Raw genomic sequence first — 17,671 nt, forward strand, 5'->3', positions numbered from 1 at the left:
TTCCTACTCCCAGAATTTCCGGTCCATGACTGCGCGCGAGCGCCGTGCACAACGCAGCCATTCTTCTTCCAAATCAGAGGCAGCGCCCGCAGAGTAGCCCAACATCGTTGCCACCGGAACGAGTTCTTGGGCCTCGCGGGCCAACACATCCAATCTCATTCCAGAGGTGCGCCCAGAAGTCAAAACATTGGCGGAGCGAATACGCGACGCCAAATCCCACGATGCCATCAGTGTCTGAGCTTGCGAGGCATCAAGAAGTCCCGCATCGCGCGCTGCCTCAAGCGCCTCCCGTGTCGAAGTGGTCCGCAGCTGAACAACTTCGTGAGCATGACGCAATTGGAGCAATTGCACAGTCCACTCCACATCCGTTAGACCTCCCGGCCCGAGTTTCACATGGCGCGTCGGTTCAGCTCCACGCGGAAGCCGTTCGGCTTCCATCCGAGCCTTGAGCAAACGGATGTCACGCAGATCCTGCTCCGCGAGTGGGCCCGCGTACCGGATCGAATCGATCATCGCCATGATTTCGTCGATCATGTCAGCTGGTCCGCAAACCGGCCGCGCCCTCAAGAGGGCTTGACGTTCCCAAGCCTGCGCCCAACGCTCGTAATAATCTCGATACGACGCAACGCTTCGGCTCATTGGACCAGACTTGCCCTCTGGACGCAGACTGAGATCAACAGCGACACTCATTTGCGTCGTAACCGAGCCCAGCAACGACTTGACACGATTGACAATCGCAGTGGCCGACTTCGCAGCCTGCGCTTCACTCGCGCTGTTGACACTGCGGTGAATTGCAATGACATCAGCATCAGAGGCGTAGGAGGACTCGCGTCCCCCGTATCGCCCCATTGCAACGAAAGCCACCTCAGCGGCAGCGCCACCAGACTGATGAACCTCCTCGCGCTGCGCAATTACCAGGGCTCCTGCCAATGCCGCATCCGTTGCATCCGAAATCGCCGGACGCCACGGACTAATGCCGTCACGCATATCCGCCATGGCTGTACGCAACACTTCCCGCGAACGCACGGACCTGACTCGCGTTGCAGCTGATTCTGCTTCCTCGTGGCGAGAGACAAGTGACTCGACTTCCGCGTTAAGGCGAGCAGTCGGACGCGCAGATAGTTCACTGTCGGAGTCGAGCCAAGCAACGGCCTCGGGACGTGTCGACAGTGCGTCTGCCAGCCAACGTGAGTTCGGAAGCATCGAACATAGGCGCGCTGCGGCTGCGCCGGAATCTCGAAGAAGGGCCAAGTACCAGTGGGAGTCACCGATCTGTTCTGACAGGGACCGAAAATTCAGTAATCCAAGGTCGGGATCAGCTCCATCGGCAAGCCAGGAAATAAAGACCGGCAGAAGGTGACGTTGGATCATGGCACGTCTGCTGGTTCCCCGAGTCAGCGCAGAAATATGGTGGAGAGCACCTTTGGGATCCAGGTATCCGATTGCGGCAAGCCTGTCTTGGGCGGCATGCGGGTCGAGGGCGGCCTCGTCCGCAGATAAGTCGGCTGTGGCTTGAATGATGGGCCGATAGAAGACATCTTCGTGGAGGGAACGTACTCGCAAGCGCACCCGTTCCAGCTCGGTGTGAAAGTCTTCGGCCGACACCCACTGGGTGGTGTCAATAGCGCGCCCCAGAACTCGCAGTTCACTGGGAGACTGGGGAATTAGGTGGGTGCGACGCATGCGCGAAAGCTGGGCTCGATGTTCAACTGCTCGTAGGAAGCAGTAGCAGTTGGTCAGTTCGGCGGCGTGGGTTCGGGCAACATAGCCCCCGGCCGCTAGTGCCGCTAAGGAGTCCACTGTTGAACGAGTGCGAACGGTTTCGTCGGTACGCCCGTGGACCAATTGGAGGAGTTGAACCGTGAATTCGACATCTCGTAAGCCTCCGGGCCCGAGTTTGATTTCTCGATCGGCTTGTCCGGAGGGAATGTTGTCTTCGACTCGTCGCCGCATAGCTCGAGTGTCGTTGACGAAGTTGTCGGCGCTAGCCGCGGACCATATGAATTGCGCCGCGGCTTCTTCGAACTTTGCACCGAGTTCGCGATCTCCTGCACAGGCTCTGGATTTGAGGAGGGCCTGGAATTCCCAGGTTTGCGCCCACTGCTGCCAGTAGGCACAGTAGGAGTCGATGGTGCGCACGAGGACGCCGTTGCGCCCTTCTGGCCGCAGGTTGGCATCTACCGTCCATAGCGGAGGTTCTTCGCCCGCACCGGAGCAGGCCTGAGCAAGCATCGCAGCCAAACGGGCGCCGATCTCAACCGCTTCTCGTTCGTCGATTTGTCCCGCGTCAACAACGTAGACGACATCGACATCAGAAATATAGTTAAGTTCTTGCGCCCCCGTTTTTCCCATTGCGATGATCGCGAAGGGGATACGCCCTTGCGGATCAATATCTCGGCGCGCCAAGGCTAGAGCTGCTTCCAAGGAGGCATCAGCTAAGGCAGCCAACCGTTGCCCCACGGTGGGCATGTGTTCAATGGGATCAACGCTGGTGAGGTCATCAGCGGCGATACCCAGAAGAATGTGCCGGTAGGCTCGGCGTAGATCGTCACCGCTGCGTCCAGGCTGGGCAATGGGAGTTGGGGCCCCAGGATCGGCTCCGACAGCTTGAAGAAGGCTGATCCGCGGGTCGCGCTTCGTATCCCACAGTCCCTGGCAGCGCTCAGGTTTAGCGATGATGTAATCGCCTAGGGCCGCTGATGCACCAAACACTGCGACGAGGCGTTGCAGCGCATCTGAGCCTTGAGCCTGAACCTTTGACAGGATCGTCGGGTCAGCCTCGTTGAGGCGTAGAAGTTGTACGACAGCTTGATCTGGGTCTGCGCAACTCGTGAGTGCGGGCGCCCAATCCGATAGCTCGACTCCCATCTCTTCGAGGAAAGAGCCCGCTCTAGCTGGATCGGCGAAACCAATACCGCGCGCCAACTTCGGGTTGAACCCCATTAGATGACCTTGAGGAACTGGCGGATCTCCTGTGGGGTCACCTGTTGGCGATATTCTTGCCACTCGTTGTCCTTGTTACGAATAAAGAAATCGAAGACTTCTTCACCCAGGGATTGGGCCACTAGTTCAGAGTCACGCATAAGCGTGATAGCCGACGACAGCGAGCTAGGCAAAGCTTCGATACCGAGCACTTGACGTTCCCTATCGGATAGTTCCCATACGTTGTCTTCGGCCTCGGGCATCAGATCCAGGCCGCGTTCAATACCATCGAGTCCCGCAGCAATGAGTACGGCCAGCGCCAAGTAGGGGTTGGCTGAAGGGTCGAGACCTCGGTATTCGATTCGGGCGGCTCGTCTTTTATCCGGCTTGTAAGCGGGGACCCTGACCAGTGCTGAACGATTGTTGTGGCCCCAGCACACATACGAGGGCGCCTCTCCCCCACCCCACAGTCGCTTATAGGAATTGACGTGCTGGTTTGTCACAGCGCACACTTCCCCGGCGTGAGCCAGTAGGCCTGCGATGAAACGTCGACCTGTCAGTGAGAGCTGATATTGACCCGAAGGGTCGTAGAAAGCATTCTCATCCCCCTCGAAGAGGGAGATGTGAGTGTGCATGCCAGAGCCAGGATGATCAATGAAAGGCTTAGGCATGAAGGTGGCAACCAGGTCTTCACGTAAGGCGACCTCTTCGATGACGGTTCGTGCCGTCATGATGTTGTCTGCGCCCGTGACGGCATCGACTGCACGCAGGTCGATTTCGTTTTGTCCAGGCCCGCCCTCGTGATGGCTAAATTCGACAGCAATTCCCATCTCTTCAAGCATTTGAACAGCGCGGCGACGAAAATCGTTGGAGTGACCGCGCGCAACATGGTCGAAATACCCCGCATTATCCACCGGCACCATGTGGTCAATGGTCACCGGCTTTTTGAGCAGGTAGAACTCAATTTCGGGATGCACCATGACGTTAAATCCCATGGTCTTGGCTCGTTCGACCACCCGTTCGAGTGCACCGCGAGGATCTGACGGAGCGTGCCTGCCGTCAGGGGTGAGAACGTCGCAAAACATGCGTGCGACCATCTCATTGGATGCCCGCCACGGCAGCAGCTGGAACGTCGTTGCATCCGGGCGCAGCAGCATATCTGACTCATGGACGCGGGTCAGCCCCTCGATCGATGACCCGTCGAATCCGATACCTTCAATGAAAGCATCTTCAAGTTCGCCCGGATCGATTGCCACTGATTTAAGGACACCGGCCACGTCGGTGAACCACAGTCGGATGAATCGAATGTCACGCTGGGCGACCTCACGCAAGACCTTTTCCTGCTGCGAGTCCAAGCTCATATTCTCTAGCCTCCCGGCTCCGTACGACTATTCCTTGCTGCCGCCAAATCCTTTGGCCACTGCGTCGAGAGCAGCCGTCAATTCGGTGGGAATGACCCAGATCTTGGACGAGTCTCCCTCAGCGATCTGCGGCAGCATCTGCAGATACTGGTAGCTCAAGAGGTCAGGCGTGGGATTACCTTCATGGATGGCGCTAAACACCGATTGAATAGCTTGCGCCTCACCATTGGCTCGCGTGATCGCAGCCTGGGCTTGGCCTTCAGCCTTAAGAATCGCCGAAGCCTTCTCGCCCTCGGCCTGAAGGATCTGGGACTGGCGAACACCCTCAGCCGTCAAAATCGCGGCACGCTTGTCGCGCTCAGCGCGCAACTGCTGTTCCATGGCCTGTTGGATCGAGGGCGGCGGATCAATGGCTTTGAGTTCGACTCGGTTAACGCGAATACCCCAGCGACCTGTCGCTTCGTCAAGGACGCCACGAAGCTGACTGTTGATCGAGTCGCGGCTGGTGAGGGTGGCTTCCAGGTCCAAGGAGCCGATGACATTACGCAAAGTGGTGACGGTGAGCTGCTCGATGGCCTGGATGTAGTTGGCAATCTCGTAGGTCGCGTGCATCGGATCGGTCACCTGGTAGTAGACGACCGAGTCAATGGAAACAACCACGTTATCTGCCGTAATGACGGGCTGGGGCGGAAAGCTTGTCACCTGTTCACGCAAGTCGACCTTGGCGGCGATACGGTCAATGAAGGGGATGACCACGTGGAATCCGCCGAACATGACCGAGTGGAACTTGCCGAGCGTTTCAATAACCATTGCGCGAGACTGCGGCACGATCTGGACGGCCCGTAGCAAGCCGATCACAACGAGAACGATTAGCAGCAGCAGAAAGATTGATCCGATGGATCCAAGAAGAGCCTCTACAGCGTACATAGAGCTAAACCTTTCGTTGGAAGGGAATGTCAGTTTGTCGAGACGGGCTGAGCGGCAACAATTGCCGTCGCCCCATCGATCCTGATGACGACGACTTGGGCATCGACTGGGAGCACTGTGTCATCAACGCTGCGCGCACTCCACACTTCGCCAGCGAGGCGCACACGCCCGTCCTCGCGAGTCACTTCCCGTTCAACTTGCGCGGCTTTACCGACCAAACCCTGGGCGTTGGTTTCCACGCCAGGCGTCGAGGCCGCTAGGTGTTTCTTAATGACGGGGCGAACAAGGATGAGCAGCAGTACGGACACGGATGCGAAAACCAGGACCTGGATGCCCGTTCCTGCTCCCAGCATTGAGGCACTACCCGCGGCAAGAGCACCGACCGCAAACATTGCAAAAACGAGGTCAACACTGAGAATCTCAATGATTGTTAGGACTACGGCGCCTACCAGCCACCAAACAACGTTCATTGTGTCTCCTCTGGGGATTCATGCGACTGAGTAACCGTTGTGGCCCTGGCCCACCATCGGCCATCGTCAGCACCGACTCGTAGATCCAGATCAAACACTTCGGAAAGCCGATCCGAAGTCATCACCTCGTCAATTGGCCCCGCATGAACAATCTGCCCCTGCTTCATTAAAAGCGCGTGGGTAATGCCTTGAGGGATCTCTTCAACCTGGTGAGTGACGAGAATGACTTGAGGAGCGCGCGGTCCACCCATAATTTCAGCGAGGGCGCCCACCAATGTTTCGCGCGCACTCAGATCGAGGCCTGCCGTGGGCTCGTCAAGGATCAGCACTTCTGGGTCGGTCATCAGCGCCCGCGCCAAAAGGACGCGTTGAGATTCACCCTCGGATAGGGTAGAGAACTTTCTATCGGCCAGATGCCCAACACCGAAAGCCGCCAATAGGTCATCACTGCGTTGATCGTCGACCTCGTCGTAGCTTTGACCTGGAGCAACGTGAAGCCCCCACGCAGCCGACCTGACAACATCACGAACGGTGTGGCCCGACCGAATCTTTGTTGTCAAAGAAGCAGAAGCAAAACCGATCCGTGTAGCTAATTCGGCCGCATCGATCACATCGAGACGTTGGGAAACAAAACTGGCTTCTCCGGCGTCCAGCCCACTTCGCCCCGCTGCCGCCCGCACCAACGTGGTCTTGCCAGCACCGTTTGGTCCAAGGACAGCCCAGTGCTCACCTTGGCGAGTCTGCCAGGTGACAGAGTCAAGGATGCGGCGCCCCTGGCGCTGACAGGTTGCGTTCTTGAGCGAGAGCAATTCATCCATATGCCAACCCTATCGTTGACAGCTCAGTTGGAGGCTGCGAAACTCAGACCAGACTGCGGTACAGGTCTGCGGTCTTGACTCCGATGGCCTGCCAAGAGAAGTGGTCGCGAGCTCTGGCAAGTCCTGCCTGTCCCATGCGCCGCGCCATTTCAGGATTGTCGAGGACGCGAATGAGGCGGTCGGCCATCTCGGCTTCGAAGGCCTGCGGATCCAACGGGGTTCCCGTTCCGTCCTGCTTTTGCTCAATCGGGATCAAATAGCCGGTTTCTCCGTCAACGATGACATCGGGAATACCGCCTGTTGCCGTTCCAACGACGGGGAGCCCGAGCGCCATAGCCTCCAGATTGACGATACCCAGGGGCTCATACACCGAGGGCGTAATGAACACATCTGCACAGTGGAGAATCGCTGCAACTTCAGGCTGTGGCAACATTTCAGAAATGAGGACAACACCCGTGCGTTCTTCGCGAAGTGCGTTCACCAACGCGTCCACCTCGGCTGCGATCTCAGGTGTGTCCGGTGCTCCCGCACACAAGACAAGCTGAACATCCTCGGGTAGCTGGCGTGCAGCGCGCAGGAAGTGCGGCAGACCTTTTTGGCGCGTAATCCTTCCAACAAAGACAACCGTGCGGCGCTCGGCATCGATGCCGTGTTCAGCCATAACGCGAGCTTGGAGCTCTGCCCCCTGATCGCCTTGCGGAGCCCTCCATTTAGCCAGATCGATGCCATTGTGAATGACCTTGACTTTGTCGGGGTCAACGTTGGGGTAGCAGCGCAAAATGTCGTCACGCATGCCATTGGACACGGCAATGATGGCTGACGCGGCCTCGTAAGCGGTCTTCTCAACGAAGGAGGAGACTCTGTATCCACCACCGAGCTGTTCAGCTTTCCACGGGCGCAACGGTTCAAGCGAGTGGGCTGAAATCACATGCGGGACGTCGTGAAGGAGACCGGCCAGATGTCCGGCGAAGTTTGCGTACCAGGTATGAGAGTGGACGAGGTCGGTGCCTGCAGTTGCTTCAGCGATCAGCAGGTCCACGCCCAGCGTGCGCAACGATGCGTTGGCACTGTCAAGTTGAGCGATGTCGCTGTGTCCGGTCACGCCTGGATCGTCACCCTCGGTGCCTTGACGCGGACCATCAAAGGCTTGGACGCGCACGTCGTCGACGAGGTCGCGTAGAACTTTGGCAAGTTCGAGGACGTGGACTCCTGCGCCGCCATAAATGTGAGGCGGATACTCGCGAGTGAGCAGATCGATTCGCATGGGTTTCCCTTCCCGTGTGACCAGACGCGGCAAGAGTATCGCTATCGATTGACCGAGGTCGATCCGCGTCCGCGCACAGTGCGATCAGAGTAAAAGATTATTGTGATTGGCGCCACTTGTGCCATAGTGGTGGATCACACCTCATTCACCCCCTATTGTGTGCGTATGGCCAAAAACAACGTGCTCGCAATCGTCCTCGCCGGCGGCGAAGGAAAACGACTTATGCCGCTGACCGAAGACCGTGCAAAACCTGCGGTTCCTTTCGGCGGACACTTCCGACTCATCGACTTCGCTCTGTCGAACATCGTGAACTCCGGATACATGAAAGTAGTTGTCCTGACTCAGTACAAGTCACATTCACTGGACCGCCACGTCACCAAGACCTGGTACATGTCTCCACTATTGGGCAACTTCATTGCCCCTGTGCCAGCCCAACAGCGCCGCGGTCCGCACTGGTACCTGGGTAGCGCTGACGCCATCTACCAGTCCCTCAATATCGTTGACGACGAGCAACCCGACTACATCATCATCATTGGTGCCGACAACATCTACCGCATGGACTTTTCGCAAATGGTCCAGCACCACATTGATTCTGGCCTACCGGCCACAGTCGCCGGCATCCGCCAGCCCATCGAATTAGCGCCCGCACTGGGCGTCATCGACGGACAAGACGGAATCGTCAAGAACTTCCTGGAAAAGCCTCAGCACGCTGAAGGCCTAGCGGATGACCCCACGAAGGTTCTGGCATCGATGGGCAACTACGTTTTCACCACAGAAGCCCTCATCAATGCCCTTCGCGAAGACGCCGCAAATGAAGACTCCAAGCACGACATGGGCGGCAATATCATCCCCTGGTTTGTCCAGCGCGGTGAATGCGGGGTCTACGACTTCCAAGACAATGACGTTCCCGGATCCACCGATCGCGACCGCGACTACTGGCGCGACGTCGGCACCTTGGACGCCTATTACGAGGCGAACATGGACCTCATCTCCGTCCACCCAGTGTTCAACCTCTACAACCGCAAGTGGCCCACCATGACCCTCATTGACGGCTCTTTGCCTCCAGCAAAGTTCGTCTATGGGGACGAACACTCCCGCATGGGTCACGCAGTCGATTCCTTCGTCTCCCCCGGCGTCATCGTCTCGGGCGGCGAGGTCTACCACTCGATTGTTTCCCCGGGCACCTACGTTCACTCCTGGGCCCAGGTTTCTGATTCAGTGGTTTTGCACGGATGCCGTATTGGCCGACACGCCGTCGTCTCTAAAGCAATCCTGGATAAGAATGTCGTGGTTGAAGAGGGCGCAGCCGTCGGAGTCGATCACGATCGTGACCGTGAAAGAGGATTCACCGTTACCGAATCTGGGATCACCGTCGTCCCCAAGGGCGCGGTCGTTACCAAGTGACCAGCCAACACATCGACGTACCGGAGCTGCCATCAAAGGGCACTCCGGGACTCGTCGTCACCGATGTTGACTCAACGCTCATTTTCGAAGAGGTCATCGAGGAGCTAGCGCATCGCGCCGGTACACGCGCCCTCGTCGCTGAGATCACCGCGCAAGCAATGAATGGCGAACTTGACTTCACCCAGTCACTGCACCGGCGCGTCGAAACCCTCAGGGGAGTGCCTGAAAGTGTTTTTACGCAAGTGCTCGACGACATTACGGTCACGCCCGGCGCACAAGAATTGATCGATGCCGTTCACGCAGCCGGCGGATTCTTTGGTGTTGTGTCCGGTGGCTTCACTGAAGTTGTTGAACCTCTATGTCAACGAATGGGCATCGATCATTTTGCCGCCAATCGGTTTGAGGTCGTCGGCGGAGTCCTGACCGGGCGAGTGCTCGGTGACATTGTTACTGCAGACGTTAAAGTTGCTCGTCTGAGCGAGTGGGCTGGCCTCCACGGAGTACCCATGGAACGTACTGTCGCTATTGGAGACGGTGCTAATGACGTTCCGATGCTCAATGAAGCGGGAATCGGCATAGCTTTTTGCGCCAAACCCCACGTGCGCGAACGCGTCGAATACCACCTCAATATCAGGCGGCTTGACGTGCTCATTGAGCCGCTCGGCTTAGCCTAGTTTCCACCCCGATCTAGCGGGCTGCTAGTTCTCGCCCTCGCTGATCCATAGCATCTGTCCGTCCCAGCCGCTTCTCCACCAACGCACCATTGACACTAAATCGCGCGGGTAGACTTCCTGATTCGCGCTGGATGCCTCGAGTTCATCAAGATCCCACCACTTTTGTTCATCGATCACATCGCGTTCGAGGTCCGTCCAACCCGTGTCGTCCAGAGATTCTTGACTGCGGACGTAACCAATAAAAAACCACTCATCCTGTTTGGCCGTCACACTCAAAAAATCAAAGATCGCACTGCGATGCAGAACTGGCCCGATGAGTGAGTCAGCGCTAATAGCAATCCCTGTCTCCTCAAAGAGTTCCCGTACAGCTGCCTGGCGAGGGCTCTCCCCCGGCTCCATGCCCCCGCCAATCGTGAACCACCAGTGGCGTTCAGGTTGGTCGCGATCATGACCACGCGCCAGCAAAATGTCGCCGTCCTCGTTGAAGAGCACGACTCGTGCTGCTTCGCGATGAGGATAACCGTCCTCGTCAATGGGCCATTCGGGACCAAGTCCACTCATCCTGCAATCCTCCTACCGGAGCCCGTGCTCAGCTCCACAGAAGACGCAGCCGCCACCGAAGTCAGGTGCAAAAAACGTTGCCGATGATCACATGCTGACTGTAAGAGACGCCGATCCTCGGCCATTCGCTCAGGGATTGGGCCCAAGTGTGCCTGAATGTGTTGATCGAGGCCCAAGGAAGCCAGTTCAGTGAGAAATGCATCCATAGCTTTGGCAGATTCTCGTCCCCCGGTGCGCGCCCAAAGACGTGCAGCTTTGCGTCTACCACGGTCAGTCACCATGGGGATCTCCGCAGGTAGAACCCAGCCAGTCCGCACGTAGGGAACAAGCCCCTGCGCTATCGACTGACTCTCACGCGAAGCAGCCTTGAGGAGCGTGGCAATCCACACGAAGAATAGTGGAATCTCAAGCACCACATACATCTGAACCCAAGAGAAAACATCCCCAGTCGAGGCCAGAAAGTTCCACAACGCATGGACAAAGATCGCTCCGGCCCAACCCAAGGCCACAACAACGACACGCGACAAGAGTCTGCGGGATCGAATCACTGCCCAGGCCAGGGCCGCTCCGGTAAGTGAAGTAGCCATGGGGTGGACGAAGGGGCTCAAGACCCCACGCATGAAAACCGTCACTGTTAAAACGCTGGTGCCCATTGCACTGGCGTTCAAGAAATACTGAATGTTCTCAACAAAAGCGAAACCCGCACCGGCAAAACCCGCGTAGACCACTCCATCGAGAAGAGAGTTGATAGACGTTCTTCGTGCCGCGATTAAAATGGCAACGCCCAGCCCTTTGAAAATCTCTTCAGCGATGGGAGCCACAACTACAGCGGTGGCAACCTCTGCAGCCACATAGTTGCCAGTCGCCAAAGCAAAGTCTGTCATGAGAGCCGTGTTGATGATCGAGGCAGTCAACGTCGCAACCCCAGCTCCCCAAACGAACGCAACAATCTTGGACCACACAGGTTCAGGTTCCCAGCGGTCAATGCGAGCCATAACGGCAATGACAAATAGAAGTGGCAGCATCGCCAGAACCGTCATCAGTAGAGCAGTCTGGACCCCATTGATCTGGACGTAGGTCCACGCAAGGAAAGCAACTCCTATCAGTCCCAGTCCAATCATCACGATCTCGAACCACGGCAATGCACGCACCGCCGGCGGCACCGACCACATCGGTGCGACATTGTCCGGGGTGGGAGCTTCAACCTGCGGGGCGTTACCTTCCCGGAACATGCCGATCTTTTTGAGCCGGTAGTCCTCGCCCGCGCCTCCCCACCCGGTCCGGTCTTTTGAATCTGACGTCATACTGAGGCCTGCCCGTCATCGAAATCAATGGGTTGAGGCATCGGTGCAAAACCATCAATGCGCAGGATTCTCACTACGGCTTGCCCGCGCAGTTCGCGGACCTGAGCCACATCCGTATTGTGTATCGCTCGAACTAGTTGGATGCGATATGACGTCGAATCGACGGCATTGAGCCGTCGGCGAGTCACCTCTTGTATTTCCAGTTTTGCGCGTACCTGAGCGGTCAATTCACTACGCAGAGCTTGGGAAAGAGCTGATGCTTGGCGCAAATACGCTTCGACATCGACACGGTCGGCTCGGCCTCGTATGACATCACGTCGGTCAAGCCCGTCGTCGCTGACTTGGTCGTGAGGAGACTGCAAAAGTTCAGATGAAGTGCGGTCGCATTCGGCAAAATCAACCTCCGAAGGAGCGGCTTGAACCAGCAGCGCTACTTCAGAGGATCGGCGCAGCAATAAGCGCTCAAGCGCAGCTCGTTCAGCGATAATCCTGCTGTGCAGCCTGTCAATGCGTCGAGCCAGGGACACAAGCCACAAGACGAGGACGAGGATGAGCACAACCACCCCACCCATGCACCACCACATCACCGGATCCGCGTTGCTCATTGTCCGTCCTCACGCATGAAGAGGGAACTGAGGGTTTCACGCACACCGGCTAACACCGGACTTCCCGTGTCAATCGCCGCACGGTAGGTAGCCAGGATTTTTTCCGTCACCACATCCCAGTCGTACTGCCGTGAAGCGATTTGGCCGGCCAGAGCAATGTTGTCACGCTGGATGGGATCCTCAACCAAGTCAATAAGAATCTGCGCAAGCTGCGAGCTATCACCATTGGCAAAGAGCTTTCCGACGTTTCCATACTCGAGCACCGCTTGGAAAGCTTCAATATCGGAAGCGACAACGGCACATCCAGCTGCCATAGCCTCCACCAACACGATCCCAAAGGATTCGCCTCCCCTTTGGGGTGCGACGTAGGCAGTGGCTCCAGAAAGGAGAGACTCTTTGTCTTCATCGGAGATCTCACCAAGAAATTCGACAGCGTCCCCATACTGAGCCAGTTCTTCGCGAATATCGTCAGCTTGGCCGCGTCCAGCCACTAGGAAGCGGGCTCCAGGAACCTTGGCAATGACCCGACTCACTGCCCCAGCAAAAACCGACAGTCCTTTACGTGACTCATCCAGACGGCCCAAGAAAACGAAAACAGGACGGTCGGGTGTGCGTTGCCACTGAGCCACAGGCTGAGCATTCCTAAACGAAGTCGTCTCCACTCCATTAGGAATGATGACCGCATCGCCGCCATGATGTTCACGCAAAGTACGCCGCGCCTCCTGAGACACGGCGATACGAACCGCAATACGTTCCATGTATGGACGCATCGGCATGGACACGAGGCTTCGAGCCCTGGACTTATCCATAGCTGAATGGAAAGTTCCCACAAGGGGCGCTTTCGACCAGATCACCGCGGCCATGGATGCAGAAGGAACAGCTGGCTCATGGACGTGAACAACATCGAAATCGTGTTCATCAAGCCACGCGCGGGTCCTAACAATGACCGTGCGAGGGTCTGTGGAGACATTGGCCACCGACCCATTGTAAGGGATCGACTTATAGGGGCCGATACTTGTCACCCATTCGGGCAGGTTGTCGTCGGTCGAGGGGGTTAAAACATTGACGTAATGCCCCATTCCCATGAGCGACAACGCAAGGTCACGAATGTGGTATCCGACGCCGCCGGGGATATCCCACGAGTAAGGGTTGACGATTCCAATTCTCACGGGTGTCCTCCGTTTGCGCGGTGTTTGGCACGAGCACGAGCCAAACGTTGTGGATCAAGATCTTCAACGTAGACGCGTTGCATCATATGCCAGTCTTGAGGATGTTCTTCAAGCATGGGGACATACAGGTCAACCCATGCCTGAGTGAGAGCTTCGACCTCGTTGTAGTCCCCAGCGTCTCGCCCTTCAAGAGTGACCGGACCCGCAACGTCAGCTCGCGCGATCACCGGCACCGCTTGGCTGTGGTCGTAAGACAGACACGCAACGTACAGGGGGCAGTCCAACCGACGTGCGAGGGCGGCCGGGCCGGCCGCCACAAGCGCCCGCTGTCCACCGAAATTCACCTCAATACCCGAGCCAGAAATATCACGATCAGCAAGCAGCGCGACGATGACTGAACGGCCTCGTGCCCGCGACACCAAAGCAGGAAAGACAGAGTCATTCTTGCCCGCGCCAATAATCTCCATACCCAGACCTTCACGCAGTTCAACAAAGGCATCGAAGAGCTTGGGAGGGTCGAGCTTTTCTGCAACTGTCAGTACCGTGCGCCCGTGCGAGCACGCCCAGGCTCCCACACGATCCCAGCTACCCGAATGGCCCAAAGCCAAAACGACGGGCCCATCTTGGGAAGCTTCCAGCAAGTCGTCGAATCCATTGAAAACCACATTAGAAGCAAGGCGGTCACCGGATTTTCCTCCCAGCAAAAGCTGTTCGGCATAGTTACGCATATGCGAGCGAACAGCTTTTCGAAGGAGTTCTTTCGACGGCTGCACACCCGTGAGCCGGGTGAGGTTCTTTCGCAACATAGCGACCGAGGTGCCGCCCCTGAGCGTCGTCAGATCAGCAATAACGTCGCTGGCTTTCAGGACGAGTCCTAAAGGCAGGTGCGGAACGATTGAGAATGCTGCTGCGAGCGGAGAAAAGGTCACCCGTTGAGCTCCTTGGCTGTAAACCATATGCGTTGGACGACGGTGACGAGAGAGGCAAAAGCCACCCAACTCAGTCCCGCTGTCAAGAACCACGGACTTAATCCGAGGTCGAGCAGAAGCGCCCCCAGTAACGCAACCACCAGTCGGTCGGTTCGTTCGGCAATGCCGAGCTTGGCAACCACCCCAACTGATTCTGCTCGGGCGCGAGCATAGGGCACCGTTCCAGCGCCCACCATCGCGATCAGACCCGCACAAATCCCAACAGTGCGCGCCGCGGAGGGCTCCATAGAGAACACTGTGAAAGCGGTGAGCGAACCGAATACAGCCCCGTCAGCCAAACGATCCAGGGTTGAGTCGAGGAAGGCCCCAAAGGTTGTGCCGCCCGTAGTCATGCGCGCGAGTGTTCCGTCCACCGAATCACAAAAGAGGACGATCGCCAGGACCACCACACCTTGCCAGATGTATCCCAACGGGAAGAGAGTCACGGCTAAGGCAATGGAAAGAACTGTGCCCGCGACTGTGACCATATTGGGCGTGATATGCAATGCAGCGAGAACTTTAGCCAGCGGAGTAAAGATCGCTGTCGTGATTGAACGTCCATGATTTCCCAGCATTACGCCTCCTTCGGCCACGCCGCTGCAAGGCGAGCGCGAGCATCCTCAAGCAATTCTGGGACGGCTTTGGTTCTGGCAACAATTGGCAGGAAATTTGCATCCCCCAACCAACGCGGAACGATGTGCTGGTGCAGGTGCGCGGCAATGCCAGCGCCTGCGACTTCACCTTGGTTCATACCAATGTTGAAGCCTTGGCAACGAGCCGATTCGCGTTCAACTCTCATGGCTGTTGCCGTTAATTCGCCAAACTCCACGCGTTCATCTCGGGTCAAATCCGTATACAGCGAGATGTGACGGTACGGGCACACCAATAGGTGCCCGGAGTTGTAAGGGAAGAGATTCATCAGTACGTAGCACGTCGAGCCGCGGTGAACGATGAGCCCGTCCTCGTCGCTCCTAGACGGTGCGGCGCAGAAAGGACACTGCTCGCCAGAAGCATCCGTGGGCTTACCTTCGCCGTTGATGTATGCCATCCGATAGGGGGTCCAGAAACGGTTGAAAGAATCTGGAACACCCGCCAACGTGCGCGAGTCCTCAACGGGCAGAGGCTGCATCTGATCCATCGCCGCTCCGACCGTCACAGGTAAGAGAATCGATCGGAGTTATTGCGTGTACGGATATGTTCGTCGATCAAGTCAACAGCCTGGTCGAGCGGCACTTGGTTTTCTTGCGCGCCGTCTCGGTACCTGAAGGACACCGCACGTGCTTCCTCGTCGTCACCACCAGCGATCAGTGTGAAAGGCACTTTCTCCTTGGAAGCGTTACGGATCTTCTTACCGAATCGGTCGTCGGATAGATCAACCTCAACACGGATACCGCGTTCGCGCAGTTTAGCGGCAACAGAATCAACATAGGCGTCGAAGGCTTCAGCCACCGGAATGAGTTTGACTTGCACTGGAGCCAGCCACGCGGGGAATGCTCCTGCGTAGTGTTCGGTCAATACGCCAATAAAGCGTTCGACAGATCCCAGTTTGGCGGAGTGAAGCATGATCGGACGCTGACGTGATCCGTCAGGTGCCGTATATTCGAGGTCGAAGCGTTCAGGCTGGTTGAAGTCATATTGGATGGTCGACATCTGCCAGGTACGCCCGATCGCGTCCTTGACCTGTACCGAGACCTTAGGTCCGTAGAAGGCGGCGCCGCCCGGATCAGGGACCAGGTCTAAACCTGTGGAGGCGCAAACCTCTTCGAGTGTGCGGGTTGCGTTCTCCCAGTCTTCATCGGAACCGATGAACTTGTCTTTCTTGGCGCCGTCCTCGTCGCGAGTGGACAGTTCCAAATAGAAGTCGGTCAAACCGAAGTCTTGAAGGATTGAGATGAAGAAGTTGATCTGGGTACGGATCTCTTCGGGTGCCTGCTCGCGCGTGCAGTAGGTGTGTGAGTCATCCTGCGTGAAGCCGCGCATACGGGTCAGGCCGTGAACGACGCCGGACTTTTCGTAGCGGTAGTCATGTCCCATCTCAAAGAGGCGTAGCGGGAGTTCGCGGTAGGAGCGGCCTCGGGAGCGGAAGATTAGGTTGTGCATTGGGCAGTTCATGGCCTTGAGGTAATACTCCTGGCCTTCCTTGGTGATGTTGCCTTCCGCGTCTCGTTCCTCGTCAGCCAGCATGGGCGGGAACATAGTGTCAGCGTAATACGGCAGGTGGCCGGAGGTGTGGAACAGGCCGCCCTTGGAGATCTCGGGCGTGTGAACGAAGTCGAATCCTGCTCGCTTATGGCGCTCGATGACGTAGGACTCGATCTCGTGACGCAGCATTCCCCCCTTGGGGTGGAAGACGACGAGGCCGGGGCCGATCTCTTCTGGGAAGGAGAAGAGGTCAAGCTCAGCCCCAAGGCGGCGGTGGTCGCGGCGTTCAGCTTCTTTAATGCGTTCCTGATAGGCAACCAGATCCTCTTTGGACGCCCAAGCAGTCCCATAGATGCGTTGAAGTTGATCGTTGTTCTGATCGCCCTTCCAGTAGGCGGCCGAGGACTTCGTCAGCGCAAAACCGTTGCCAATGAGTCGAGTGGAGGGCAAGTGGGGGCCACGGCACAGGTCTTTCCACGCAACCTGCCCGTCGCGACGCACATTGTCATACATCGTCAGTTCGGCTCCGCCCACCTCAACGGATGCGCCTTCAGCGCCAGATCCTTTCGTGGTGACCAATTCCAGCTTGTACGGCTGATCGGCGAGTTCGACGAGAGCTTCGGCCTCGTTAATCACGCGGCGACGGAAGGTTTGTCCTTCCTTAATAATCCTCTTCATACGCTTTTCGAGGTCGCGCATGAGTTCGGGGGTGACGGCGTCAATGTTGCCGAAATCGTAATAGAAACCATCGGTGATAAAGGGGCCGATTCCCAGGTTCACATCGGGAAAAACATCCTGGACGGCTTGGGCGAGGACGTGGGTAGCGCTGTGGCGAAGAATCTGTAGTCCCGCCTCAGAGTCGATGGTGATGGCTTCAACCGTTGTGCCTGCCGTCAGCTCCGTATCGAGATCGCGAGCCTGTCCATCAATGTGGATGGCGACAACGTCGCGACGCCCGTCGTACCAGGTGGTGCCGGTGGTTCCAGCCTCAATGTTCTGGCTGGTTCCGTCAATGACGAGGTCAATGCTGGGCACGTTCTTCTCCTCGGTGAAAGTCTAGTAATTCGACTCCATGCTACCCG

General features: G+C 57.3%; 16 protein-coding genes. 2 read left to right on the plus strand and 14 right to left on the minus strand.

Annotation, left to right across the window (positions count from 1 at the left end; translation table 11 throughout):
• Positions 1-3: 3 nt before the first annotated feature.
• The 6 genes from G439_RS0103965 to glgA are packed head-to-tail and all read right to left on the minus strand — an operon-like array spanning position 4 to position 7,762.
• Positions 4-2,943 (minus strand): bifunctional [glutamine synthetase] adenylyltransferase/[glutamine synthetase]-adenylyl-L-tyrosine phosphorylase, encoded by a 2,940-nt coding sequence (locus tag G439_RS0103965; RefSeq protein ID WP_022867893.1) that lies wholly within the window; start codon positions 2,941-2,943, stop codon positions 4-6.
• The gene (locus tag G439_RS0103970) at positions 2,943-4,277 is read right to left on the minus strand and encodes a glutamine synthetase family protein (protein WP_026459369.1); all 1,335 of its coding nucleotides are present in this window, start codon (positions 4,275-4,277) and stop codon (positions 2,943-2,945) included. Before G439_RS0103970 ends, G439_RS0103965 begins: the two co-directional genes overlap by 1 nt.
• 33 nt (positions 4,278-4,310) lie before the next feature.
• Positions 4,311-5,210, minus strand: a complete 900-nt coding sequence (locus G439_RS0103975) for an SPFH domain-containing protein (protein WP_022867895.1) — start codon at positions 5,208-5,210, stop codon at positions 4,311-4,313.
• Positions 5,211-5,239: 29 nt separating this feature from the next.
• On the minus strand, positions 5,240-5,680 hold the full coding sequence (locus tag G439_RS0103980; protein ID WP_022867896.1) for an NfeD family protein: 441 nt from the start codon (positions 5,678-5,680) through the stop codon (positions 5,240-5,242).
• A complete protein-coding gene (locus G439_RS11095; RefSeq protein ID WP_022867897.1) occupies positions 5,677-6,498 on the minus strand; it encodes an ABC transporter ATP-binding protein in 822 nt (273 codons plus the stop codon). Before G439_RS11095 ends, G439_RS0103980 begins: the two co-directional genes overlap by 4 nt.
• A 43-nt stretch (positions 6,499-6,541) precedes the next feature.
• Positions 6,542-7,762 carry a glycogen synthase gene (glgA, locus tag G439_RS0103990; RefSeq protein WP_022867898.1) on the minus strand — a complete coding sequence of 407 codons (1,221 nt, stop codon included), beginning with the start codon at positions 7,760-7,762 and terminating at the stop codon, positions 6,542-6,544.
• Between the two features lie 165 nt (positions 7,763-7,927).
• Between glgA and glgC the strand changes: the two genes are divergently transcribed.
• Together glgC and serB are read left to right on the plus strand one after the other, a co-directional pair.
• Positions 7,928-9,166 (plus strand): glucose-1-phosphate adenylyltransferase, encoded by a 1,239-nt coding sequence (gene glgC / locus G439_RS0103995; RefSeq protein ID WP_022867899.1) that lies wholly within the window; start codon positions 7,928-7,930, stop codon positions 9,164-9,166.
• Complete coding sequence (gene serB, locus G439_RS0104000) at positions 9,163-9,840, plus strand: phosphoserine phosphatase SerB (RefSeq protein ID WP_022867900.1); 678 nt, start codon at positions 9,163-9,165, stop codon at positions 9,838-9,840. Before glgC ends, serB begins: the two co-directional genes overlap by 4 nt.
• 24 nt (positions 9,841-9,864) lie before the next feature.
• Here serB and G439_RS0104005 read toward each other — a convergent pair whose 3' ends face one another.
• Genes G439_RS0104005 through thrS form a run of 8 tightly spaced genes read right to left on the minus strand, consistent with a single transcriptional unit; the run spans position 9,865 to position 17,624 of the window.
• The gene (locus tag G439_RS0104005; RefSeq protein ID WP_022867901.1) at positions 9,865-10,401 is read right to left on the minus strand and encodes an NUDIX hydrolase; all 537 of its coding nucleotides are present in this window, start codon (positions 10,399-10,401) and stop codon (positions 9,865-9,867) included.
• On the minus strand, positions 10,398-11,705 hold the full coding sequence (locus tag G439_RS0104010; RefSeq protein WP_022867902.1) for a PrsW family intramembrane metalloprotease: 1,308 nt from the start codon (positions 11,703-11,705) through the stop codon (positions 10,398-10,400). Before G439_RS0104010 ends, G439_RS0104005 begins: the two co-directional genes overlap by 4 nt.
• Positions 11,702-12,310, minus strand: a complete 609-nt coding sequence (locus G439_RS0104015; protein ID WP_022867903.1) for a hypothetical protein — start codon at positions 12,308-12,310, stop codon at positions 11,702-11,704. The genes G439_RS0104010 and G439_RS0104015 overlap by 4 nt, the downstream gene beginning before the upstream one ends.
• Positions 12,307-13,479, minus strand: a complete 1,173-nt coding sequence (locus G439_RS0104020) for a glycosyltransferase family 4 protein (protein ID WP_022867904.1) — start codon at positions 13,477-13,479, stop codon at positions 12,307-12,309. The genes G439_RS0104015 and G439_RS0104020 overlap by 4 nt, the downstream gene beginning before the upstream one ends.
• The gene (locus G439_RS0104025; RefSeq protein ID WP_022867905.1) at positions 13,476-14,408 is read right to left on the minus strand and encodes a phosphatidylinositol mannoside acyltransferase; all 933 of its coding nucleotides are present in this window, start codon (positions 14,406-14,408) and stop codon (positions 13,476-13,478) included. Before G439_RS0104025 ends, G439_RS0104020 begins: the two co-directional genes overlap by 4 nt.
• On the minus strand, positions 14,405-15,022 hold the full coding sequence (pgsA, locus tag G439_RS0104030; protein WP_022867906.1) for a phosphatidylinositol phosphate synthase: 618 nt from the start codon (positions 15,020-15,022) through the stop codon (positions 14,405-14,407). The genes G439_RS0104025 and pgsA overlap by 4 nt, the downstream gene beginning before the upstream one ends.
• Positions 15,022-15,585: an HIT family protein gene (locus G439_RS0104035; RefSeq protein WP_026459372.1), complete on the minus strand. Its 564-nt coding sequence runs from the start codon at positions 15,583-15,585 to the stop codon at positions 15,022-15,024. Before G439_RS0104035 ends, pgsA begins: the two co-directional genes overlap by 1 nt.
• Positions 15,586-15,599: 14 nt before the next feature.
• Positions 15,600-17,624 (minus strand): threonine--tRNA ligase, encoded by a 2,025-nt coding sequence (thrS, locus tag G439_RS0104040; RefSeq protein ID WP_022867908.1) that lies wholly within the window; start codon positions 17,622-17,624, stop codon positions 15,600-15,602.
• Between the last annotated feature and the right edge of the window lie 47 nt (positions 17,625-17,671).

This window comes from Schaalia vaccimaxillae DSM 15804 (assembly GCF_000420425.1).
Taxonomy (GTDB): Bacteria; Actinomycetota; Actinomycetes; order Actinomycetales; family Actinomycetaceae; genus Pauljensenia; species Pauljensenia vaccimaxillae.